The following is a 22046-nucleotide window of genomic DNA, read 5'->3' as shown; positions in this document are numbered from 1 at the left end:
CCCCCACGATATTTTTAGAACCGAAGAGTAGGAAGAGCCTACTCAGCTGCACCCACTCGTAGCGCCACAAGTGTCGCACTTCTCGCAGGTGCCATTCCGCACCATCGTAAAATTCTGGCACTCCGAGCACATGTTGCCGGTATAGCCCTGCATGATCGAGCGCTGGCGGCGCTCGGCTTCCCGCTTCTTGGCTTCGGATTTCGCCGTTGCCGCGTCGGCCGCCGCCTTGTCGGAGAAGAGGGCTGTCGCGTCGCTGGTGATTTCCTCGGTCAGCTCTTCGGCGATCTCTTCCGCCAATTCCTTGGCGCGCTCCTCGTAGTCGCGCTTGAAGGCAACGATTTCGGAGGTGGAGACGGCAATCGTCGGCTCCAGCTTGCGGGCAGCGCTGCCTGCAAAGGCAGTCACGGTGCCGGTGGAGGCGGCGCGGGCAGGGGCGGCGGTGGCCGCACCCTTGGGTTCGCCTGCCTGGCGTTCGCCGCCGGTGCCGGACACCAGCGTCGGCTTGTAGCCGCGGGTCCAGCCGGTGGAGAGCAGGTTGGTTTTGCCTTCCTGGATGCCCTTGCCGAGTGCCGTGTTCGAGAAGTCAGACGTATCGACATGGGCCAGGTCGTGGCGGCCGAGATAGGAAACGGCAAGCTCGCGGAAGACATAGTCGAGGATCGACGTGGCGTTCTTGATCGCGTCATTGCCGATGACCATACCGGCCGGCTCGAACTTGGTGAAGGTGAAGGCCTCGACATATTCCTCGAGCGGCACGCCATATTGCAGGCCAAGCGAGATGGCGATGGCGAAATTGTTCATCATCGCACGGAAGGCAGCGCCTTCCTTGTGCATGTCGATGAAGATCTCGCCGATACGGCCGTCGCCGAATTCGCCAGTGCGGAGATAGACCTTATGTCCGCCGACGGCGGCCTTCTGGGTATAGCCCTGGCGGCGGTTCGGCAGCTTCTCGCGTTCGCGGGAAACACGCTCGACCACCCGCTCGATGATCTTCTCGGTAACAGTGACGGCCTGGGCGGCGAGGGGTGCCTGCAGCAGTTCTTCCAGCGCATCCTCGTCGTCCTCGTCTTCGATCAGCGAGGCATTGAGCGGCTGCGACAGCTTCGAGCCGTCGCGATAGAGCGCGTTGGCCTTGAGGCCAAGCTTCCAGGAGAGCATGTAGGCGTTCTTGCAATCCTCGACGGTCGCCTCGTTCGGCATGTTGATCGTCTTGGAAATCGCGCCCGAGATGAACGGCTGGGCAGCCGCCATCATGCGGATATGGCTTTCCACAGAGAGGTAGCGCTTGCCGATCTTGCCGCAGGGATTGGCGCAATCGAAGACCGGCAGGTGTTCCGCCTTCAGGAAAGGCGCGCCTTCCAGCGTCATCGCACCGCAAACGTGGATGTTGGCGGCTTCGATGTCCTTCTTCGAGAAGCCGATATGGTCGAGCAGGCTGAAGCTCATGTCGGCCAGCTGTTCGTCCGAAACCTTCAGCGTCTCCTTCAGGAAGTCGGCGCCCAGCGTCCACTGGTTGAAGACGAACTTGATGTCGAAGGCGCTCTTCAGCGCGGCGTTGACGGCTTCCACCTTCTCGTCGGTGAAGCCCTTGGTCTTCAGCGTCGATGGATTGACAGCCGGCGCCTGGTTCAGATTGCCATGGCCGACGGCATAGGCCTCGATGTCGGCGATCTGGCTTTCCGAATAGCCAAGCGTGCGCAGCGCGTCGGGCACGGCGCGGTTGATGATCTTGAAGTAGCCGCCACCGGCGAGCTTCTTGAACTTGACGAGGGCAAAGTCGGGCTCGATGCCGGTGGTATCGCAATCCATGACGAGACCGATCGTGCCTGTGGGCGCGATGACCGAGACCTGGGCATTGCGGTAGCCATGCTGTTCACCGAGCTCGAGCGCTTTGTCCCAGGCCGACTTGGCGTGGGCGACGAGATCCTGGTCCGGGTTTTCCGAATGGATCAGCGCGACCGGGTCAATCGACAGGGCCTCATAGCCGGAGGTTTCGCCATGAGCGGCGCGGCGATGGTTGCGAATGACCCTGAGCATGCTCTCGCGGTTCGGCGCGAAGTTCGGGAACGGGCCGAGTTCGGCAGCCATTTCGGCCGAGGTCGCATAGCAGACACCGGTCATGATCGCGGTCAGCGAGCCTGCAATGGCGCGGGCCTCAGTGGAGTCATAGGGAATGCCCGACGACATCAGCAGGCCGCCGATATTGGCGTAGCCAAGGCCGAGCGTGCGGTATTCGTAAGAGAGTTCGGCAATGCGCTTCGACGGGAACTGCGCCATCATCACCGAGACTTCGAGCACGACCGTCCACAGGCGAACTGCATGTTCGTAATCGGCGATGTTGATGCGCTTGGTAGCCTTGTCCTTGAACTGCAGCAGGTTCAGCGAGGCAAGGTTGCAGGCCGTGTCATCGAGGAACATGTATTCCGAGCACGGGTTCGAGCCGCGGATCGGGCCGCCGGCCGGCGAAGTGTGCCAGTCGTTCATCGTCGTATTGAAGTGGATGCCCGGATCGGCCGAAGCCCAGGCAGCGTAGGAAATCGTTTCCCAGAGATCGCGGGCCTTCAGCGTCTTCATCACGCGGCCGTCCTTGCGGGCGGTCAGGTTCCATTCGCCATCATTCTCGACGGCGCGCAGGAAGTCGTCCTTGATCGAGACGGAGTTGTTGGAGTTCTGGCCGGATACCGTGAGGTAGGCTTCCGAGTCCCAATCCGTGTCGTAGGTCTTGAATTGGAGATCCTTGTAGCCCTGACGGGCGAACTGGATGACGCGCTGGACGTAGTTCTCAGGAACCTGGTCCTTCTTGGCGGCGCGGATTTCGCGCTTCAGGGCAGGGTTCTTGTTGGGATCGTAGCAATCGCCGTTGTCACCGCCTTCGCAGTTGAAGCAGGCCTTCATGATCGCCTTCAGATGCTTGGCGACGACCTTCGAGCCGGTCACGAGAGCCGCGACCTTCTGCTCCTCCTTGACCTTCCAGTTGATGTATTCCTCGATATCCGGATGGTCGATATCGACGACCACCATCTTGGCGGCGCGGCGCGTCGTGCCGCCCGATTTGATGGCGCCGGCGGCGCGGTCGCCAATCTTCAGGAAGCTCATCAGGCCGGAGGAACGGCCGCCGCCGGAAAGCTTTTCGCCWTCGCCGCGCAGCATCGAGAAGTTGGAACCGGTACCAGAGCCGTATTTGAAGAGGCGCGCCTCACGCACCCAGAGGTCCATGATGCCGCCTTCGTTGACGAGGTCGTCCTCGACAGACTGGATGAAGCAGGCATGCGGCTGCGGGTGTTCGTAGGCCGACTTGGACTTGGTCAGCTTGCCGGTGAAAGGGTCGACGTAGAAATGGCCCTGGCCGGGACCATCGATGCCGTAGGCCCAGTGCAGGCCGGTGTTGAACCACTGCGGCGAGTTCGGGGCGACGCGCTGGGTGGCGAGCATGTAGGCAAGCTCGTCCTTGAAGGCCGAGGCATCTTCCTCGGAGGAGAAATAGCCGCCCTTCCAGCCCCAATAGGTCCAGGTGCCGGCAAGACGGTCGRAGACCTGGCGCGCATCGATTTCGGAGCCGGTCTGCTCATCCTTAGACAGGGTCTTCAGCGCAGCATCGTCGGGAACGGAGCGCCACAGGAAGGAAGGAACATCGTTTTCCTCGACCTTCTTCAGCCGGGTGGGAACGCCGGCCTTGCGAAAATACTTCTGCGCCAGAACGTCGGTCGCGACCTGGGAGAACTGCGCGGGAACGTCGATATTCTCGAGGCGGAACACGACCGAACCGTCAGGGTTCTTGATCTCGCTCGTCGCCTTGCGGAATTCGATATCCGCATAGGCGCCTTGGCCGGCCTTCGTGAAACGACGTTCGATGCGCATGGTCTTGACCTCGTGTTGGCGCCCGGTCCCCGCGACCTCGGCGCAAAATTCCTATCCGGCGGCACTTTGTCGTCGCGCAGCCAGTCTCGTTTCCGTATCGTGACAGGGGTGTCATCCGGAGATGATCTTCCTGTATCTTGTGGTGATGGTGGCTGCAAACACTAAATATAGTATTAACAGCTTATTATCGCCAGCCCCGATGTCACTTTTTTTGGAGGCTGAAAACCGCGCAAAAATCCTGTCAGGCCTGAACCGTTCCCGGTCCACCGCCCTGATTCTGCGTCCTAATTTTCAAAAGGGAACCGGGCTCGTTACCTCCGGTCCTGTCGCCGCCGCAACATCAGAAATAGTAAAGTTTGAAACAGCTGATTCCGTCAAGGGCTGGCTTTTAATTGATTGCTAACCACAACATGTTGTGGATGCGCCTGTGGAGATTGGGGAAAGCCGGGGAGCGCTGAAATTACAATGGCTTGCAGGTGTTGCCGGCTAAGGAAAAGGTCGGAACGGCAAAAAAGCGTCCTGCGGCAAATCTTGTGATGGCATTTCCGGCGCAAATGGGCATGGCGATTCGCACGGGTGCAAGTGCCTGTCAAAGCGCATCGATGGCGATGGTAACGATGGCGACGCCAATCGGCCTGTTCTCTTCGTCCATGACGACGAAACTCGCCTGCGTTTCGAGAATCTGGGTGGAGTCGTTGCGTTCGGCCCGGTCGATGAAGATCTCCCGGGAGCTGTTGGCGAAGGTTCTGAGATATTTCTCCTCGTCGCCCTGCCAATAGTCGGCGGTGACGGTGCTCTGACCGACATTCAGCCCATGCGAGTCGGTGACGAAAAATTCGAGGATCGCCCCTTGTGAGGTGTCCTGCCTGGCTTTCAGGTAATGCGACACGGATTTGTCGAGCAGCAGCGTGACCATGTGCAGTTGGTGCTGATCGACCTCCGACCGGTAGGTCTCRTCGAGCACCCGCATATCCATTTCGCTGACATTGCCGAATTTCGCATTCTGTTCGGCAATGGCTTTCAGCACCAAGGGCGTTTCCACCATCGGCCGGACCTGCTTCTCGACGTAGTCGCGCACGAGAGGAATGTAGGCAGGCTCAGCGCGGACAGGCGCCAGCGGAAATAGAAAGGTCGCCAACCCGACGGTCACAACCGCCCCGATATGCCCCCACCGCGCCATCTTGCTTCCTTATATCGCATCGTTTGCTGCACGCTTTAAGCGCAATTTGACGCGATTCGCAGCTGCCGAGTTTATGCGAATAAGATAAAATAGATGTGCAGATCCCGATAGCGGATTCAGAAAACCTCGCCGACAAAATCTGGAACAATTTCAAGTGGTAAATGCGAAGGATGCGCGTTGAGATCGGTGGCGATCAGCGCGCGCCCTTGGCGATCGGCTCCTGATAGGAGAAGCCCATGTCCCAAGGGAAGTAGATCCAGGTATCCTGGCTCACCTCGGTGATGAAGGTGTCGACGGTCGGCACGCCCTTCGGCTTGGCATAGACGCAGGCGAAATGTGCCTTCGGCAGCATCGTGCGCACCTGTGCGGCGGTCTTGCCGGTATCCGTCAGATCGTCGACGACGAGCACGCTTTCGCCGCCATTTTCCTGAAGTTCGGGCGCTATTCCCTTGAGCAGCACCATGTCCCCCTGGTTCACATAGTCATGATAGGACGCGACGCAGACGGTCTCGATCAGCCGGATGTTCAGTTCGCGCGAGATGATCGCTGCCGGAACGAGGCCGCCGCGGGTGATGCAGACGATCGCCTTGAACGTCTGATCAAGGCCGGCAAGCCGCCAGGCAAGCGCGCGCGCATCGCGGTGGAACTGATCCCAGGAAACGGGAAAGGCTTTATCGGGAAGGGACATCGGGCTGCTCCGCGGCATGAAAAAACGACACGCCGTTTGCCGGCGACCGGACGGGCTTGAAGCGGCGATTGGCAAAACGCAAATCGCGCAGCCGGAACTGCGCGAGATGGGGCCGAGGCTCGAAGCTGTCATCGGTCGCCGCAATTAGCGGGATTTGCCGGCAAAAGGCAAGAGCAGCCAATCAACGCGATAACAGGGTCAGTGCCGTCATCGATTGCAGCAGGGTCTTGGTCGTGCCGCCGAAGATCATCTGCCAGAGCCAGGAATGCGTATAAGCGCCCATGACGAGAAGATCGATGCTGCTGTCCGATAGCCTGTTTTCGATGACGTGGGACGCACTTTTGTCCACACTTTGCGCAGTCGAAAGCGTCGTCTTCACGCCATGACGCGCAAGCGTCGCGGCGATGTCGGCGCCTGCTGTCAGCGGCGATTGCAGCGCCGTATCGGCCGGATCGACCGACAAGATCTCCACCTCGTCGGCGGCTTTGAGGATCGGCAGCGCGTCGAAGGTCGCGCGCGCCGCCTCCTTCGAGCCGTTCCAGGCGATCAGCACGCGCTTGATCGGCTTCGGCTGGCGGATGATATAGGGGATCATCAGCACCGGCCGGCCGCTTTCGAAGAGGAAGCTGTCGACGTCGACGTAGCTGTCGGAAGGTCTGGCCGGGTCGGCCTGTGAGGCGATCAAGAGGTCGGCGCTGCGCGCACTTTCGATCAGCGGTGCGGAGCCGTATCCGGTTGATGTGGCAAAGCTGCGCCACTCGGAGGAGGCGCCTGATGCCTCCGCTATCGCCCTGAAGATGCGCTCAACCGCAATCGTTTCGCTGTGCGCCATGTCCTGCAGCGCCTGCACGGCGACGGGATCGGGGATTTCCATCGGCGCCACCAGCGGCACGGCGGAGATGATTTCGGCATGCAGGCCGATCACGTGGGCGCCGCTTTCAGCGGCGAAGGCAAAGGCGAAATCGGCAACCGCAGCACTATTGTCTGATGTATCGAGAATGGCGAGAATGGTTTTGTAAGACATATCAATTCTCCTTGCGCTGAAATGGCTTGCGCGAGGAAAGGAATGCACCGGACCGTACTCCTGTTCCTTGATGGGGATCAAGGATGGCCCTGAGTTCCGGCGTTTCCCTCAAGCCTCGGCGGAATGGTTTTCGGCGATGTCCTTCCTGCGGCGGATGGCGTCGATCATCGCCTGCACTTCGGCGCCGGCCGCATCGATAACCGCCTGCGAGCGGCCGCGCACGACGATCTCGGTCGAGAATTTCTGGCCGACATAGCGCGGGTAGGAGCCGATACTGGTTTCCGGATGTGCTTTCTGAATCGCGGTCAAGGGCGTGCCGATCTCGCCTTCGCCGTAAGGGCAGGCGATGGCGAGCGAAAGCACCGGCGTGCCGGTTCGAAGCGTCGGCAGCACATTGTCGACCATCGCCTGGAAGACCTGCGGCACGCCGGCCATGACATGGACATTGCCGATGACGAAGCCTGGCGCGGTCGAGACCGGATTGGCGATATGCACGGCCCCGCGCGGCATGCGCGCCATGCGCTGGCGCGCTTCGGTGAATTCCATCTCGCGGCGCCGATACATCTCGGCAAGCAGTGTCATTGCCGCTTCGTCATATTCGCAAGGCACGCCGAAAGCCTTGGAGATGGCATCGGCGGTGATGTCGTCATGCGTCGGCCCGATACCGCCCGAGGTGAAGACGTAATCATATTTGCCGCGAAGGGCGTTCAGCGCCTCGACGATCGCCTCCTCGTCGTCGGCGACGATGCGCACCTCCTTGAGATCAATGCCGGAAAGCGTGAGCAGATCGGCGAGATGGCCGATATTTTTGTCCTTGGTGCGGCCGGAAAGAAGTTCGTCGCCGATGGCGAGCATGGCGGCGGTGACGACGATGTTTTGGCTCATGGGATGTTCCGTGATCTGAGGCTGGTGAATAGGTAGTGCCGTTCGGTCGCTTTGCAAACAGCCACGGCATGATGCCCAAAAGTGCAAGTGCTGTTCTGCGATACGTTCATTTTTGCTGAAATGAAAACGCAAGTGAATTTTCGTCTACGGATATTGAACACTGAGTTCTTCAAGGCATGGCTGTGTTCGGAAATACCCGCTGATAGAACTCCCTCGGTCACGAAATTCAACCAGTGCTCCAAGGGAGATTGAAGATGGCGAAGGTTCTCGTCCTTTATTATTCGGCTTACGGCCATATTGAAACCATGGCCTATGCCGTTGCCGAAGGCGCGAAGTCGGCCGGTGCCGAGGTCACCGTCAAGCGCGTTCCGGAACTGGTTCCGGAAGATGTCGCCAAGGCTTCCTATTACAAGGTCGATCAAGCGGCTCCGATCGCCACCGTCGACGAACTGGCCGACTACGACGCGATCATCGTCGGTGCCGGCACCCGCTTCGGCACGGTCGCCTCGCAGATGCGCAATTTCTGGGATCAGACGGGCGGCCTCTGGTTCGCCGGCAAGCTAGTCGGCAAGCTCGGTTCGGTCTTCACCTCCTCGGCAACCCAGCACGGCGGCCAGGAATCGACCATCCTCGGCTTCCTCCCCACCTTCCTGCACCAGGGCATGGTCGTTGCCGGCCTGCCTTATGCCTTCCAGGGCCAGATGGGCACAGAGGAAGTCAAGGGTGGATCGCCCTACGGCGCTTCCACCATCACCAACGGTGACGGCTCGCGCCAGCCTTCCGAGATCGAGCTGGAAGGCGCGAAATACCAGGGCGCCCATGTCGCCAAGCTGGCAGCTAAGCTCGCCTGATCTTTGACACTGAAATAAATCAAGGTGCGGCAGGCATGGGGCTCGCCGCGCCTTTTCTTTTTTTCCCCGCGACAGACTGGGCAGCCTTCGTCGGCGCGGGCTTTCGCGAGGGAAATGTCTAGCCGATCACTCGTCGGTGCTGCCGGCAAAACAGGCATGATTTTTACGCCTTGCGGCTCTTCCCATCGCCCATGACGCAAGATATTGAAAATGCCGCAAGCGGGCGTGGCGAAACTGGTAGACGCAAGGGACTTAAAATCCCTCGGCCTTGGCTGTACGGGTTCGACCCCCGTCGCCCGCACCATTTTCATAATGCCGTTGGAATATGCCAGTATTGAATCTGCCTGCATATTGTGCACAAAAGCCAGTTGCCGCTTGACAATGGCATTTTCGATGCAAGTATCGCGCCGCGGCGGCTGAGTAAGTGTTGTCTTGTGGGAGTAAGACGATGGTTTACGATTGGAGTGGGGCGAAGGTTCGGCGCATCCGGATCTTCAAGACCAGTGTCGCACTTGTTCTGGGAACTGCGATGGCTGCGATACCACTGCTCTTCTGGGCAGTGCAGTTGCGTGGTTTCTAACCTGGGATAATCAGCGTTCTGCGAAGGGTAGAGCGTTTGGCGCTTTGGTCTCGCGCCATCTGTTGATCACCCATCCGGCCAGCAGCCCGAGGGCGGCGCCCATGGCCTTGATGCCTGCGTCATGGAGGCGCGGATGGCGGGTCGGCGAGAAGTATTGCAGATATTCGATGGCGAATGCGCCGACGATCAGCAGCATGGCGACCATCTTCCACTGTTTCGGATAGGCCAGCGCAAAGGCGAAGCCAAGGAGAAGATAGGCGACCGCGCGGTCGACATCGACCATCGTGACCGTATTCGGCCTCTCTCCGATCGGCGAAACGGTGACGAAGATGATGAAGGCCAGCAGCAGCCAGGCGAGCGGTCTTGCGAATTTGAATGTCATCATAGCTTCATATTAGTGGCCGTCCTTTTTATTGACAGTTAAAATCAGTTCATGTGCCGCCAATTTCGCTATTGGCTTAAGAAAGGCCTTCCCCGGGATCAGAACCGGTCCCCAGCGCCGAACCCGGCCCCGCGGAGTGAAACCGATGCGGGAGCGAACTGGAGATGGCCCAAACGAGCTTCTTTTGCCGGCCGGCCTGTGCCATAGCGGCGGTGGCTAACGTGAGAATGGACCATACCCGTGACGAGACTTGATGTCGAAAGCGCCGAAGAGGCAATGCGCAGCCTGTTTCCGGCAACGCCGCTGCAGCTCAACGATCATTTATCGGCCCGCTACGGTGCCGATATCTGGCTGAAGCGCGAGGATCTGTCGCCGGTGCGCTCCTACAAGATCCGCGGCGCCTTCAATTTCTTCCGCAAGGCGATCGGGCAGGGTGCTGCCGGCAAGACCTTCGTCTGCGCCTCGGCCGGTAATCACGCCCAGGGCTTTGCCTTCGTCTGCCGCCATTTCGGCGTGCCGGGCGTCGTCTTCATGCCGGTGACGACACCGCAGCAGAAGATCGACAAGACCAGGATGTTCGGCGCCGAATTCATCACCATCCGGCTGTTCGGCGACTTCTTCGACCAGTGCTACCAGGCCGCCCGTGAACATGTGGAGGCGGTCGGCGGCGTCATGGTGCCGCCCTTCGATCATGCGGACATCATTGAGGGGCAGGCGACGGTCGCCGCCGAAATCATGCAGCAGCTGCCTGAGGGAACGGTGCCCGACATGGTCGTCCTGCCGGTTGGCGGCGGCGGACTTGCCGCCGGCATCACCGGCTATCTCGACGGCACCGTGCCGAAATCGGCTTTCGTCTTCACTGAGCCCGCCGGCGCGCCAAGCCTTAAGCGCAGTATCGAGGCGGGCAAGGTGACGACGCTGGCCAAGGTCGACAATTTCGTCGATGGCGCTGCCGTCGCCCGCATCGGCGACCTGAATTTCGCCGCTCTTCGCGATTTCCCGGCAAGCCAAGTGCAACTGATGCCGGAGAACGCCATCTGCGTCACCATTCAGGAGATGCTGAATGTCGAGGGCGTCGTGCTGGAGCCGGCCGGCGCCCTGTCACTGACGGCGATCGCCGCGATGGATCGCCAGACGATCCGCGGCAAGACCATCGTCGCCGTCGTCTCCGGCGGCAATTTCGATTTCGAGCGTCTGCCTGACGTAAAGGAAAGAGCCATGCGTTACGCAGGGCTGAAGAAATACTTCATCCTGCGGCTCGCCCAACGCCCTGGCGCGCTGCGCGATTTCCTCAATCTGCTCGGCCCCGACGACGATATCGCCCGCTTCGAATATCTGAAGAAATCGGCACGCAACTTTGGCTCGATCCTGATCGGCATCGAAACCAAGGCGCCTGAGAATTTCGCCCGGCTGGTCGGAAATTTCGAAGCCGCCGGCATGGGTTACGAGGATATTACCGAAAACGAGATCCTCGCCAACCTGATCATTTGACTTGGCGATAGCGATGCCGTCGTGCTAAAGGCGGAGCATGGCTTCGTTCATTTCAAATCTCTTTTCGATGTTCTCCGGCGGCGGCAAACCGGCCACGGAAGCGGCAGGCCCTTCCGGCGAGCCGCAGCTCTACGGCGATTGCACGATCTATGCCGAACCGCGTAGGGAAGGCAGCCAGTATCGCCTGGCCGGCCGCATCGAAAAGAAGGTCGGCGACGAGGTGCTGGTGCGCAATTTCATCCGCGCCGATCTGTTTACCTCTTCCGACGATGCGATCGAATGCACGGTGCGCAAGGCGCAGCAGATTATCGATCAGCATGGTTCGTCGCTCTTTGGTGACGGCGAGAAGCTTCGTCAGGTCTGAAATCGGGATCCGGGCATAGGTCCCTGATGCCGGCTGCAACTATTGCTGTGTGTGACCCGGGTGCTCTCCAGCGAGCGCGTTCTCACTCACGCAATCTTAAAGGATTGCGGTGAAAGGTATCGCCTGCAGGATTTGCAGGACACCCCCCGTGTTTGACTGTTTCGGACGATTGACCAAAGGATTCGCTGTCGCGATCGCCGCGCCGGCAGGAGGCCGAACGTCCGGCGCCAAGGTCTCATGATGGAGACACTGAACCTCCTTCTCTTCGTCGTCGAAGCCATCGCCTATTTCGTGCTGATGGTAACGCTTCTGCATTTCCGTCATCGGCTTGGTCTCGGGGTTTTCCTGACGGCGCTCGGCGTCATGCATTTCATGGAGACATATCTGGCGGCGGTCTTCTATGTCTCGCTGCCGTTCGGGGATGTGTCGCCGGGTTCATCCGTCTTCTTCTCCGGCAAGCTGATGATGATCCTGATGCTTTACCTGCAGGAGGATGCGGCGACGGTGCGCCAGCCGATCTACGGCCTGTTCCTCGGCAACTTGCTAACCGTCGGTATTGCCTGGGTGCTGCAGATGCACCAACCGCTGCAGATGTCGACCGGCCACACACCCGATGTTGATTTCCTCAAGGAGATGGGCTGGCTGATGGTCTGGGGCACGGCGCTGCTCTATGTCGATTCGCTCGGCATCATCCTGCTCTACGAAAAACTCGGCGATTTCTTTCGCCGCCGCGTCGTCCTGCGCTTCCTGATTTCGGGATTCGTGCTGCTGACCTTCGACCAGATCGGCTTCTTCGCCGCGTTGCATTACTTCCTGGATGTACCGATCGCCGCATTCTGGGGCGGATGGAAGGCGAAAATGCTTGCCGTCTGCCTCTACGCGGCGATGTTCGCATTCTATGAATATCGCATTCGCCGTATCGGCGTAGCCGGGTCCGCACGCTCGATTAGCGACGTATTCGGCGACCTGACGTTCCGCGAGCGCTACAACGATCTTCTGGAGCGCACCGGCCGCGACATGCTCACTGGCGTCTATGATCGGACGCGCATGGAAATGGAGGCGCCGCTGATGCTGCTCGACGCACTGAAGCAGGGGCTATTCGCCACCGTCCTCATTATCGACGCCGATCACTTCAAGGATGTCAATGACGGCTACGGCCATCTCCAGGGCGACGAGGTGCTGAAGGCGATCGCCGCCCGATTGGGCACGACGCTGCGCTCCAGCGTCCGCGTCTTCCGCTTCGGCGGCGAGGAATTCGTTGCCATCTGTCCAGGCACCGACCACGAAGAAGGTCTGCTGCTTGCCGAGCGTCTGCGCTGGACGATCGCGACCAGCGTCAAGACGCCGGATGACAGGCCGGTCACGGTCAGTATCGGCGTTGCGACTACCGACGAGGACGGCGCCGATTTCACCGCCGTGCTGACGGCGGCCGACGGCAGGCTCTACGCGGCAAAGAAGAGCGGCCGCAATTGCGTCGTCGGCCGCTCCGGCCTGGTGAAACTCAGTTAGCTCAGCCAGACCCAGTTAGCCCGAGCAACCCAGTTGGCTCGGCAGGCCCCGATTGAGGCTCTTCTCCATTTGGCTGAACGTGGCCAACCCAATAGGTATTCCTGAGAATTCGCATCGCTGATGGCGGGCGAGGTCGCGGACGTCGGGAGTCGGCTTCCTAGTCATCGATCGATACAGCGCGTCGGCCGGGGATGTTGAGGATGTTGCTTAAACCGAAACATTTGTCTATCGATCTATGTCTTTTCAATATGTTATGAGCAATATAAAAACGGCTTGTTCGTAAAATGCAAACGTGATCTCCATTGCGGAAATATCCCAGATCAGTTTTCCTGCGAGGGGCGTGGAGACATGAGTGATTCAATTGCACGGAAGAAAGTCGATGGCGGCGAGTTTACCGCTTTGTGTATTGGAGGGTTTCTTCTTTCGATCGCCTACGGCGTGACCTTTCTGGTTCCGGTGCTGGTTGGCCAGCGTGGCGGCGACGAGGCGCTGGCCGGCCTGATCATTTCGGCCGCGACTGTCAGCACCGTCATTCTCGTGATCCTGTCCGGGCACATCGCGGATGCCATCGGCTCGGCGCGGGCGGTGGCTGTTTCGGGACTGTTTCTTGCCGCGTCAGCGCTGGGTTTTGCCGTGGTTCCCTCAGCTGGGCTGAGCCTGATGACGGTCGGTTTCATCCTCGGCATAGGCTGGGGCACCTTCTATGCGCTCGGACCCATTCTGGTCGCCGCGATCGTCGAACCCGAACATCGGATCAGGTTTTTTGCCCTGCTTTCAGGATCGATGATGTCGGGCATCGGCGCCGGGCCGATCATTGGCCGCATTGCCACAGGCTGGTCGATGCCGATCGAGGCGGCCTTCGCATTTGCATTCCTTGCCAGCCTCGCCGGCGGTGCGCTTTACTTGTTGCTCCATATCCGGCTGACCAATGCCGGCAAGGTTTTGCCTCATGTCAACAAGATCTCATTTGCCTCAGCGCGTGAGGTGATCGGTTCGCGGGCCGTCTATTCCATCATTATGGTCGGCATCGGCGGCGCGATTTTCGGTGGGCTGTCCAGCTTTCAGACCAGCTACGCCAAGGCGCATGGGTTCGATTACTCCCTGTTCTTCATCGGCTTCATGTCCGCCGCGATTCTGAGCCGGCTGTTCGTGGCGGGATATGTGGTCAAGAAGGACCCACTCTATTCGCTTTTGGTCCTGACAAGCCTGACGCTGGCATCGATCGTGCTGTTCCTGATGCTGACATCAAATCAGCTTGCCTATCTGGGAGGCGCAGCGATGCTGGGGGTGGGCTATGGATTGACCTATTCGGTCATCAACGGCCTGGCTGCAAATGAGGCTCCAGCTGGCCTTATGCCGCAGTCGCTTTTGCTATTCTCGCTGGCCTATATGATCGGCGTCTTCGGCTTTCCGTTGGTGGCCGGCAATCTGATCGTTTCCTCCGGCATCCAGACCATGCTCTGTGTATTGCTTCTGCTTGCCGTCCTGAATTTGGCAATCGTCCTGTTTCGTCTTGCCCACCGCGCGACGCGTCAGAGCTAAGCAGAGCGTCCCAGGAGAGAATAGAAACGAAATTGGCGCGGGGCCGGGCAAGTTTGAGTTGCTCGGACCGGCTCGCTCAGGCGGCGCGGAAGATCTTGGCGCCGGAGGGCGCGCTCGTCATGCCGCCGTCGACGGTGATCTCGATGCCGGTGACATTGGTCGCATCATCCGATGCCAGACAGAGCGCCGCCTTGGCGATTTCGTCGGCTTCGCTCATGCGGCCGAGCGGGCTCATGCCGCCGTCGGCCTTGCCAGGATTTCGTCCGATGAGGAACTCTCGGCCGAAATCCTGGTGACGGTCCGGGATTTTGTCGCCGGTATCGACAAATGAAAAACGGCCGGCAAAAGCCGGCCGTTCCATGGAGCGTTGAAAAGCCGATCAGGCGGCCAGTGCGATTTCCTGGACGCGCGACTTGGCGGCGTCGATGGCCTTCTCAGCAGCTTCCGGACCGAAGGCCAGGCCTTCGACATAGATGGTCTCGATGTCGGTGATGCCGAGGAAGCCGAGAACCGACTTCAGGTATGGCACGGCATGGTTCAGGGGGGCGGCCGGTCCCTGCGAGTAGACGCCACCCGAAGCGAGCACGACATAAACCTTCTTGCCGGTTGCGAGGCCGACCGGACCGCTTTCCGTGTACTTGAAGGTCAGGCCGGCGCGGGCGACGTTGTCGATCCAGGTCTTCAGCGACGAATAGATGTTGAAGTTGATGAGGCCAGTGCTGATGACGATCGTGTCGGCGGCAAGCAGTTCGTTGACCAGTTTGTCGGAGGTCTCGACGGCCACGCTTTCCTCAGCGGTGCGGGCCTCGGGCGGCTTGCGGATCGCGCCGGTGAAGAGGTCATCGATATGCGGCAGCGGGTTGGCGGCAAGGTCGCGGCGAACGATGACGCTGCCCGGGTTCTGGCTCTTCAGCTTTTCGGCGAGATCGACGGCAATCGGCGTCGAGAGCGATTCGGCACGCGGGCTGGACGTCAGAAGCAGGATGGACGACATGGTGCATTTCCTTTCGAATGGAATTTAACGGCCCGTTGCTGGGAGGTGAGCCGCAGTCTCGAAGCGAAAATAGGTCTGGCCTGCTATCGAAAAAACGGTGATAATGTCGATCGAAACTATCGATGGAATGGATAGAAGATGCTGCCCAACCCGACTCTGGACCAATTGCAGGTGTTTCTAACCGTTGCCGAGACCGGCAGCTTCTCAGCCGCTTCGCGGGCGCTGAACCGTGCCCAGTCGGTTGTGAGCTATACGATAGCCAACCTGGAGGCGCAGCTAGAAGTGCCGCTTTTCGAGCGCTCCGGTGCGCGCCAGCCGAAGCTGACGGAGGCAGGCAAGGCGATGCTGGAGGATGCGCGACGCATTCTCGGCGACCTGCAAGTCATGCGGGCGCGCGTCAAGAGCCTGAGGGAAGGGCTCGAAGCGGAGGTTTCCGTCGCCATCAGTGTCATGGTGCCTTCGCGGGCCCTGGTGGAGGTCCTGCGCGAATTTCGCGAGATGTTTCCGTCCGTTTCATTGAACCTCAACGTCGGCGAACTTGGGATGGTCATGGATCTCGTCCTCAGCGGCAAGGCGACGATCGGGATCGGCGGCGCAGTTCTAAAGCAGGACGATTCGGTCGTCACAGAGCGGATCGGTCATTCCTTCATGCTGCCGGTTGCCGCGCGCAACCACCCGCTTGTTGCGATCGACCGGCCGCTCATGCTCGGCGACGTGCGCGAGGAAGTGCAGCTTGTCGTCACCGATGCGTCGGGTCTGACAAAGGGGCGTGATTTCAATGTTCTGTCCTACAAGACATGGCGCGTCAGCGATATTGCGACGAAGCATCAGCTCATCAAGGCCGGACTTGGCTGGGGTGGCCTTCCGGCCTCGCTCATCCGTGATGATCTCGTGAGCGGCGCGCTTGTCCCTCTCGATCTGGATGCCTACGAACAGGGGGAATATGCCATCTATTCCGTGCGCCAGCTCGCCAATCCGCCCGGACCCGCTGCCACCTGGATGATCGATGCGTTCCGCACGAGGCTTTCCGCCTGCCCAAACCACGCCGATTTCAATGCTCAGATCGCCGAACTGCGCGAGCCCGGTATGCCGCTTGCGGCCGAATGACGAAAGCGCAGGCGCAGGCGCCGCGCCTTCGTCGACATATTTTTTCGCCTAAAGGACGAGCCTGAACTTCGAGAAGCCGTCGGCGCCTTCGCCGGCATCCTCGATCTTCACGCTCTTGACCTCGGCGAGGAACTGCTTCGCCTTCGGGCCGCTTTCGAAGGTCGCGGTCGTGCCCGGGAGCGGCTTGAAGGTCCAGTTTGCGTCGGCCGACGGATTGATCGTGCCCTGATCATGGATATAGCGGACGATGACGTCGCGGTTGGTATCCGGCGCCTGGAAGATCACCTTATCAGCGGTGATCTCGGGGAAATTGCCGCCGCCGCCAGCGCGGTAGTTGTTCGAGACGACGACGAACTTTTGAGCCGGATCGATCGGCTTTCCATTGAAGGCGAGGTTCTGGATGCGGTTGGCTTCCGGATTGATCGGTTTGCCGGATGAATCATATTTCGGCGGCTGCGACAGGTCGATCTGGTAGGTGACGCCGTCGATGACGTCGAAATTGTAGGACGGGAAATCGTTGTTGAGCAGCGCCGCATCATTCGAGCCGGCCTCGATGTGATTGAACATGCCGGCTGACATTTCGAGCCAGTTCTTCACCTGGGCGCCGGTGATGGCAACCGCCTGGACCGTGTTCGGGTATAGATAGAGGTCGGCGACGTTCTTGATGGCGATATCGCCGGCCGGAACGTCAGTATAGTAATCGGCGCCGCCGCGACCGCCGGCCTTGAAGGGGGCCGCCGCCGAAAGCACCGGCAGGTCCTTGAACTTGGTGTCGGCGAGCATCTGCTTGATGTACCAGGTCTGGGCTTGGCTGACGACCTGCACGGAGGGATCGTCGGCGACCAGTGCGAAGTAGGAATAGAGCGGCGCGGACGTCTTGCCGACGGGGGTGCGGACATAGGTCAGTGTCGCCTCGTGCTCGGCCTTGGCGGCTTCGACCACTTCCTTCTTGTCGGCGTAGTCGGCAACCACCTTCTTCTTGTCGTCGCGATGATAGATCGGTCGTGCTTCCGAGGTGAAATCGACGATCTTCCAGCTGTTGCCGTCTTTTTCGAGCAGCAGGTCGATAAGGCCGAGATGCGAGCCCCAGAAACCGGCCATCACGGCGGGCTTGCCGTGCAGCGTGCCCTTGACGGGATCGGCATTGGCGACGCCGTCCCAGCTCTTCGGGCCTGGGAAGACGAGATGCTGGTGGCCGGTGAAGATCGCGTCGATCCCATCGATGGCGGCGAGATGCAGCGAGGCGTTTTCCATCTTTTCGGACGGTGCGCTGCCATCGATGCCGGAGTGCGAGAGCGCAATCACGATATCGGCGCCGGCTTCCTTCATGGCGGGAACCCAGGCCTTGGCCGCCTCGACGATATCGCGCGTCTGCGCCTTGCCCTCAAGGTTCTTGATGTCCCAGAGCATGATCTGCGGCGGAACGAAGCCGATGAAGCCGATCTTGACGGGGCTTTCGTTGCCGGCGCCGTCCTTGATCTGTTTTTCCAAGATGATGTAGGGCTTGAAGAAGAGATCGTCCTGCTTCGGGTCCGAGGCGAGCTGGCCCTTGGTCAGGTTGGCGCACACGAAGGGAAAGTTCGCGCCTGATAGGACCCTGAACATGAAGTCGAGGCCGTAGTTGAACTCGTGATTGCCGAGCGTGCCCACAGTATAGCCGAGCGTGTTCATCGCCTTGATCACCGGATGGACGTCGCCGTCCTTCATGCCGTGCTGATAGGCCATGTAGTCGCCCATTGGATTGCCCTGCAGCACGTCGCCATTGTCGATCAGCAGCGAGTTGACGGCCTCTGCGCGGATACCGTCGATGATCGTCCCGGTGCGCGACAGGCCCATCGTGTCGTTCGGCTTGTCGGCGTAATAGTCATAGGGGAAGACGTTGACGTGAATGTCGGTCGTTTCCATCAGCCTGAGATGCGCCTGGTTGGCGCTGGCGCGCGCGCTGAAAGGGTGCAGCAGCACCAGGGCAGAAGTGGCGGCCAGGCCGCCGAGCAGCGAACGGCGGCTCATTACACCAACATCAAAAATGGAAGACATGGAAACTCTCCTTCAGGATCATGCATCGTCCGGCCCGTCAGAATTAGGACGATTTGGCGAGGAGTACACTGCGAAAATGACAGGACGTCGAAACAATCCGCCGGAAAAGCGTCGTGGCTCTGAAATGCAATTTATGGTGCAGTCACTCGGCGCCCGGCTGCCGCAGACGTAAGGCCACGGTCACCCTCGGCGGTCGGTGTCGATCGCAGCTACTGGAACGATCTCAGCCGCTCCTTCGGCGCAAAGGCGGTGCAGCCTTACGATTTCAGCGTCGATGTCGCCAAGTGAGGCGTCCGCTCGACGTTGCTGGCGGTTCTAACCAGCGGGCGTACCGCCAGCACAGGCCGCATCTCCTTGTGGAAAAAGCGGAAATAGGAGGAGATCTGTGCCCGCGCATTCGAATTCACGTCGAACTGGATGCCGACGCGGCCATTGTGCTTCCAGCGGATGACGCCTTCGAGCAGGCCGAGGTTTTCGGCCTCGATGCGTACCTTGCTGCCGGAGGCGGCATGGAGCGGCCCCTTCATCTCCAGGGCGGCACCAGTCGGCGATAGGTTAAGAATGCGGGCATCCACCTGGCTGTTCAGATATTTGACATGGCCGAACACGCGGCAGTTTTTCCGGTCGGCCTTTCGGGCCGTGATTTTCAAGTTGCGGGTCATACTGTCTCCCTTGGTACAGCCGGGGAGCATAGCGCCGGAAAATTGAAATGGTTTTAGGGGCTTGGCTAAAATTGCAGTGAAACCGTCAGTTGGCGGCGGCCGCTCTGCGTCCCACCACATGTTCGCGCCAGACGGTGAAGATGCCGGCGGCAACCACGATCGCCGAGCCGACGATCATGTTGAAGCTGAGCGTTTCGCCATAGATCACCATGCCGATGATAGAGGCATAGACAAGTGACAGATACGTCAGCGGCTGGACGGCGGCGGCATCGAGAACATCGTAGGCGCGGATCAGGAAATAATGGCTGGAGATGCTGGTCATGCAGACGAGCGCCATCCAGCCCCAGTCGCCCGGCGCCATCCAACTCCAGTAGAACGGCCCGACCAGCGTCATCGTGACGCCGCCGACGACGCCGGTATAGAAGAAGCTGGTCATCGACGAATCGTCGCGGCTGACCAGGCGGGTGGCGATAACGTAGAAGGCGAAGTTGAAGCAGGAAATGACGGCGAGAAGCAGCTTCACGTCGAAAAACTCGCCTTCCGGCTTCAGGATCAGCAGTACCCCGAAAAGTCCGGCGCCGATCGCTGCCCACCGCCGCCACCCGACCCGCTCGCCGAGGATCGGCATCGCCAGCAGTGCGATCAGGATCGGCGTCGCGGAAAAGATCGCCTGTGAACGGGCAAGGCCGATCACGGCAAAACAGGTGATGGCCAGAACCACCTGAACCGCAAGCAGAACGCCGCGCGTCACCTGCAGGAAGGGGCGTTTGGTGCGGGCCGTCGTCTTAATCCCGCCGCGCATCTTTGACGCGAGGATGATCGTGAAAAGCGCAAAGGCCCAGTAGCGGATCATCGTCACGAAGATTGGCGGATAGGCCGTCGCCAGATGTTTCGAGATGGCGTCCTGCAGCGAAAAAATGGTGAGCGCCAACAGCGCGAAAATATAGCCTTGGGTCTTCGATGTCATGACTTGCCAATGAGCGGGAAACGCCCGCGCGCATCGAAGTCTGGACAGGCTTTCGGCAAAGATGCAAGGCCTCAAAGGCCGACATTCGGCTTGTCGATGATTTCTCTGAGCGCGAAGCTCGAATTGATCTTGACGACGTGGGGAAGGGCCGACAGCCAGTCGCGGTGGATGCGCTCATAGTCCTCGAGGTCGCGGGCGGCGACCCTGAGGATATAGTCGTATTCGCCCGACATCAGGTAACAGACGAGTACGTTCGGACAGAGCTTCACCGCTGCCTCGAATTCCGCCAGCGTCTTGGCGAACTGGCCGGAGAGCGAGATATGCACGATGGCGATCATCTTGTAGTCGAGCGCCTTGTGTGAAAGCCGCGCATGGTAGCCGCCGATGACGCCGCTTCTTTCTAAGATATCGAGCCGGCGCGAACAGGCCGAAGGCGACAGTCCGATCCTTTCGGMAAGCTCCGCATTGGTCATGCGGGCATTGGCCTGCAGCGCCTTAAGAATCGCAAGATCGATGGTGTCGAGATCGGCCATTCGAAGAACTTTCGAAAAAAGATAGAATGAACGCAATAATCGCCGAAAAATCGCGTCTTCGCAAATCGTCTTTGCAAGGACATTTCACTGCCTTGATGGTTGGATTCCTCATCTGAAAAATCCGCGGCCGCGGAGATAAAAATGAGAGGAACGCGCATGCGTGTCGGTTGCCCGAAGGAAATCAAGAATCATGAATATCGCGTCGGTCTGACCCCGGCTTCGGTGCGCGAATATGTTGCCCACGGCCACGAGGTCTGGGTGGAGACCAAAGCTGGCGTCGGTATCGGCGCTGATGATGCCGCCTATGCCGCGGCCGGCGCGAAGATCGCCGCCTCCGCCAAAGATATCTTCGAAAAGTGCGACATGATCGTCAAGGTGAAGGAGCCGCAGCCCGCCGAATGGGCGCAGCTCCGTGACGGCCAGCTTCTCTACACCTATCTGCATCTGGCGCCGGATCCCGAACAGACCAAGGGTCTCATCGCCTCGGGCGTTACCGCGATCGCCTATGAGACGGTGACCGACGAGCGCGGCGGCTTGCCGTTGCTGGCGCCGATGTCGGAGGTCGCCGGACGCCTGTCGATCCAGGCGGGAGCGACCGCGCTGCAGAAGGCCAATGGCGGCCTTGGCGTCCTGCTCGGCGGCGTACCCGGCGTGTTGCCGGCCAAGGTCGCGGTCATCGGCGGCGRCGTTGTCGGCCTGCATGCCGCCAGGATGGCCGCCGGCCTTGGCGCCGATGTCAGCATTCTCGACAAGTCGCTACCGCGCCTGCGCCAGCTTGACGATATCTTCTCGGGCCGCATCCACACGCGTTATTCCAGCATCCAGGCGCTGGAGGAGGAAGTCTTCTCGGCCGATCTCATTATCGGCGCCGTGCTGATCCCCGGCGCTGCTGCTCCGAAGCTCGTCACCCGCGAGATGCTCTCCGGCATGAAGAAGGGCTCCGTCATCGTCGACGTCGCCATCGACCAAGGCGGCTGCTTCGAGACCTCGCATGCGACCACCCATTCCGATCCGACCTACGAAGTCGACGGCGTCGTGCATTATTGCGTTGCCAACATGCCGGGCGCCGTGCCGGTCACCTCGGCGCACGCGCTGAACAATGCCACATTGGTTCATGGCCTGGCGCTTGCCGATCGCGGTCTGCGCGCCATCGCCGAAGACAAGCATCTGAGGAACGGCCTCAACGTCCACAAGGGCCGCATCACCAACAAGCCGGTCGCCGACGCACTTGGCTAYGAAGCCTTTGCGCCGGAGAGCGTGCTGAACGTAGCGTAAGTAGCTGACTCCAGGTGACAGCGCTATTTTTCGGCCGGCAGGGCGGTATCCGAGGGGATGCCGCCTTTTTTGTATGACGGCGACCTGTAATCGAACCGCGACCGTCGGCGGCGTTGG

20 protein-coding genes, 1 tRNA gene and 2 pseudogenes are annotated in these 22046 nt (G+C 60.1%); 11 read left to right on the top strand and 12 right to left on the bottom strand.

Annotation, left to right across the window (positions count from 1 at the left end):
* Nucleotides 1–42 precede the first annotated feature (42 nt).
* A complete protein-coding gene (locus tag AC1D1Z_RS16555) occupies nt 43–3858 on the bottom strand; it encodes a vitamin B12-dependent ribonucleotide reductase (protein ID WP_477851249.1) in 3816 nt (1271 codons plus the stop codon).
* A gap of 121 nt (nt 3859–3979) precedes the next feature.
* Here AC1D1Z_RS16555 and AC1D1Z_RS16550 point away from each other — a divergent pair, with 121 nt between their 5' ends.
* Nucleotides 3980–4261, top strand: a complete 282-nt coding sequence (locus AC1D1Z_RS16550; protein ID WP_157213919.1) for a hypothetical protein — start codon at nt 3980–3982, stop codon at nt 4259–4261.
* Between the two features lie 186 nt (nt 4262–4447).
* Here the strand turns inward: AC1D1Z_RS16550 and AC1D1Z_RS16545 are convergent, their stop codons facing one another.
* From AC1D1Z_RS16545 to AC1D1Z_RS16530, 4 genes are all read right to left on the bottom strand, one after another.
* Complete coding sequence (locus tag AC1D1Z_RS16545; RefSeq protein ID WP_477851247.1) at nt 4448–5038, bottom strand: hypothetical protein; 591 nt, start codon at nt 5036–5038, stop codon at nt 4448–4450.
* Between the two features lie 193 nt (nt 5039–5231).
* Nucleotides 5232–5726: a xanthine phosphoribosyltransferase gene (gene gpt, locus AC1D1Z_RS16540; RefSeq protein ID WP_477851245.1), complete on the bottom strand. Its 495-nt coding sequence runs from the start codon at nt 5724–5726 to the stop codon at nt 5232–5234.
* A 181-nt stretch (nt 5727–5907) separates the two neighbouring features.
* Complete coding sequence (locus AC1D1Z_RS16535; protein ID WP_477851243.1) at nt 5908–6750, bottom strand: universal stress protein; 843 nt, start codon at nt 6748–6750, stop codon at nt 5908–5910.
* Between the two features lie 108 nt (nt 6751–6858).
* Complete coding sequence (locus AC1D1Z_RS16530) at nt 6859–7635, bottom strand: competence/damage-inducible protein A (RefSeq protein WP_018445715.1); 777 nt, start codon at nt 7633–7635, stop codon at nt 6859–6861.
* Between the two features lie 254 nt (nt 7636–7889).
* Here AC1D1Z_RS16530 and wrbA point away from each other — a divergent pair, with 254 nt between their 5' ends.
* From wrbA to AC1D1Z_RS16515, 3 genes are all read left to right on the top strand, one after another.
* Nucleotides 7890–8486, top strand: a complete 597-nt coding sequence (gene wrbA / locus AC1D1Z_RS16525; protein ID WP_018241717.1) for an NAD(P)H:quinone oxidoreductase type IV — start codon at nt 7890–7892, stop codon at nt 8484–8486.
* A gap of 219 nt (nt 8487–8705) precedes the next feature.
* A tRNA-Leu gene (locus tag AC1D1Z_RS16520) sits at nt 8706–8790 on the top strand.
* A gap of 144 nt (nt 8791–8934) precedes the next feature.
* Nucleotides 8935–9066, top strand: a complete 132-nt coding sequence (locus tag AC1D1Z_RS16515; RefSeq protein ID WP_018241718.1) for a hypothetical protein — start codon at nt 8935–8937, stop codon at nt 9064–9066.
* Between the two features lie 10 nt (nt 9067–9076).
* Here the strand turns inward: AC1D1Z_RS16515 and AC1D1Z_RS16510 are convergent, their stop codons facing one another.
* Nucleotides 9077–9451 carry a VanZ family protein gene (locus tag AC1D1Z_RS16510; protein ID WP_018445713.1) on the bottom strand — a complete coding sequence of 125 codons (375 nt, stop codon included), beginning with the start codon at nt 9449–9451 and terminating at the stop codon, nt 9077–9079.
* 237 nt (nt 9452–9688) lie between these two features.
* Between AC1D1Z_RS16510 and ilvA the strand changes: the two genes are divergently transcribed.
* The 4 genes from ilvA to AC1D1Z_RS16490 all read left to right on the top strand — a co-directional run bounded on the left by ilvA (nt 9689) and on the right by AC1D1Z_RS16490 (nt 14354).
* Nucleotides 9689–10939, top strand: coding sequence for a threonine ammonia-lyase (gene ilvA, locus AC1D1Z_RS16505; RefSeq protein WP_115156903.1), 1251 nt, complete (start codon nt 9689–9691; stop codon nt 10937–10939).
* Between the two features lie 37 nt (nt 10940–10976).
* On the top strand, nt 10977–11303 hold the full coding sequence (locus AC1D1Z_RS16500; RefSeq protein WP_018241720.1) for an HlyU family transcriptional regulator: 327 nt from the start codon (nt 10977–10979) through the stop codon (nt 11301–11303).
* 237 nt (nt 11304–11540) lie between these two features.
* Nucleotides 11541–12812, top strand: coding sequence for a GGDEF domain-containing protein (locus AC1D1Z_RS16495; RefSeq protein ID WP_477851239.1), 1272 nt, complete (start codon nt 11541–11543; stop codon nt 12810–12812).
* Nucleotides 12813–13160: 348 nt separating this feature from the next.
* Nucleotides 13161–14354, top strand: coding sequence for an MFS transporter (locus AC1D1Z_RS16490; protein ID WP_477851237.1), 1194 nt, complete (start codon nt 13161–13163; stop codon nt 14352–14354).
* 76 nt (nt 14355–14430) lie between these two features.
* Here the strand turns inward: AC1D1Z_RS16490 and AC1D1Z_RS16485 are convergent.
* Nucleotides 14431–14595 (bottom strand): annotated as a pseudogene (locus AC1D1Z_RS16485) (SDR family oxidoreductase); the annotation flags it as partial.
* On the opposite strand from AC1D1Z_RS16485, the pseudogene AC1D1Z_RS16480 reads away from it, so the two are divergent.
* Nucleotides 14536–14685, top strand: a pseudogene (locus AC1D1Z_RS16480) (TetR/AcrR family transcriptional regulator); the annotation flags it as partial. The pseudogenes AC1D1Z_RS16485 and AC1D1Z_RS16480 sit on opposite strands and share 60 nt — an antisense overlap.
* 48 nt (nt 14686–14733) lie before the next feature.
* Here the strand turns inward: AC1D1Z_RS16480 and AC1D1Z_RS16475 are convergent.
* Nucleotides 14734–15348, bottom strand: coding sequence for an FMN-dependent NADH-azoreductase (locus AC1D1Z_RS16475; protein ID WP_018241724.1), 615 nt, complete (start codon nt 15346–15348; stop codon nt 14734–14736).
* Between the two features lie 138 nt (nt 15349–15486).
* On the opposite strand from AC1D1Z_RS16475, the gene AC1D1Z_RS16470 reads away from it, so the two are divergent.
* Nucleotides 15487–16455, top strand: coding sequence for a LysR family transcriptional regulator (locus AC1D1Z_RS16470; protein ID WP_018241725.1), 969 nt, complete (start codon nt 15487–15489; stop codon nt 16453–16455).
* 48 nt (nt 16456–16503) lie between these two features.
* On the opposite strand, the gene AC1D1Z_RS16465 is transcribed toward AC1D1Z_RS16470, so the two are convergent.
* The 4 genes from AC1D1Z_RS16465 to AC1D1Z_RS16450 form a co-directional block, all read right to left on the bottom strand.
* Nucleotides 16504–18492, bottom strand: coding sequence for a bifunctional 2',3'-cyclic-nucleotide 2'-phosphodiesterase/3'-nucleotidase (locus AC1D1Z_RS16465; protein ID WP_477851234.1), 1989 nt, complete (start codon nt 18490–18492; stop codon nt 16504–16506).
* A gap of 257 nt (nt 18493–18749) precedes the next feature.
* Nucleotides 18750–19154 (bottom strand): PilZ domain-containing protein, encoded by a 405-nt coding sequence (locus AC1D1Z_RS16460; protein WP_112902637.1) that lies wholly within the window; start codon nt 19152–19154, stop codon nt 18750–18752.
* Nucleotides 19155–19239: 85 nt separating this feature from the next.
* On the bottom strand, nt 19240–20121 hold the full coding sequence (locus AC1D1Z_RS16455) for a DMT family transporter (RefSeq protein ID WP_018241728.1): 882 nt from the start codon (nt 20119–20121) through the stop codon (nt 19240–19242).
* A gap of 71 nt (nt 20122–20192) precedes the next feature.
* On the bottom strand, nt 20193–20654 hold the full coding sequence (locus tag AC1D1Z_RS16450) for an Lrp/AsnC family transcriptional regulator (protein ID WP_477851231.1): 462 nt from the start codon (nt 20652–20654) through the stop codon (nt 20193–20195).
* A 156-nt stretch (nt 20655–20810) separates the two neighbouring features.
* On the opposite strand from AC1D1Z_RS16450, the gene ald reads away from it, so the two are divergent.
* Nucleotides 20811–21929 (top strand): alanine dehydrogenase, encoded by a 1119-nt coding sequence (ald, locus tag AC1D1Z_RS16445; RefSeq protein ID WP_477851285.1) that lies wholly within the window; start codon nt 20811–20813, stop codon nt 21927–21929.
* Nucleotides 21930–22046 lie beyond the last annotated feature (117 nt).

The sequence above is a fragment of the Rhizobium sp. P1_E1 genome, assembly GCF_056406015.1.
This window is presented reverse-complemented; position numbering and strand designations above follow the sequence as displayed.

Coding starts and splice junctions, on each gene's coding strand:
- AC1D1Z_RS16475 (WP_018241724.1), bottom strand. CDS start 15,348: ATGTCGTCCATCCTGCTTCTGACGTCCAGCCCGCGTGCCGAATCGCTC.
- AC1D1Z_RS16470 (WP_018241725.1), top strand. CDS start 15,487: ATGCTGCCCAACCCGACTCTGGACCAATTGCAGGTGTTTCTAACCGTT.
- AC1D1Z_RS16455 (WP_018241728.1), bottom strand. CDS start 20,121: ATGACATCGAAGACCCAAGGCTATATTTTCGCGCTGTTGGCGCTCACC.
- AC1D1Z_RS16510 (WP_018445713.1), bottom strand. CDS start 9,451: ATGATGACATTCAAATTCGCAAGACCGCTCGCCTGGCTGCTGCTGGCC.
- gpt (WP_477851245.1), bottom strand. CDS start 5,726: ATGTCCCTTCCCGATAAAGCCTTTCCCGTTTCCTGGGATCAGTTCCAC.
- AC1D1Z_RS16500 (WP_018241720.1), top strand. CDS start 10,977: ATGGCTTCGTTCATTTCAAATCTCTTTTCGATGTTCTCCGGCGGCGGC.
- wrbA (WP_018241717.1), top strand. CDS start 7,890: ATGGCGAAGGTTCTCGTCCTTTATTATTCGGCTTACGGCCATATTGAA.
- AC1D1Z_RS16535 (WP_477851243.1), bottom strand. CDS start 6,750: ATGTCTTACAAAACCATTCTCGCCATTCTCGATACATCAGACAATAGT.
- AC1D1Z_RS16530 (WP_018445715.1), bottom strand. CDS start 7,635: ATGAGCCAAAACATCGTCGTCACCGCCGCCATGCTCGCCATCGGCGAC.
- AC1D1Z_RS16460 (WP_112902637.1), bottom strand. CDS start 19,154: ATGACCCGCAACTTGAAAATCACGGCCCGAAAGGCCGACCGGAAAAAC.
- AC1D1Z_RS16515 (WP_018241718.1), top strand. CDS start 8,935: ATGGTTTACGATTGGAGTGGGGCGAAGGTTCGGCGCATCCGGATCTTC.
- AC1D1Z_RS16495 (WP_477851239.1), top strand. CDS start 11,541: ATGATGGAGACACTGAACCTCCTTCTCTTCGTCGTCGAAGCCATCGCC.
- AC1D1Z_RS16490 (WP_477851237.1), top strand. CDS start 13,161: ATGAGTGATTCAATTGCACGGAAGAAAGTCGATGGCGGCGAGTTTACC.
- AC1D1Z_RS16465 (WP_477851234.1), bottom strand. CDS start 18,492: ATGTCTTCCATTTTTGATGTTGGTGTAATGAGCCGCCGTTCGCTGCTC.
- AC1D1Z_RS16550 (WP_157213919.1), top strand. CDS start 3,980: ATGATCTTCCTGTATCTTGTGGTGATGGTGGCTGCAAACACTAAATAT.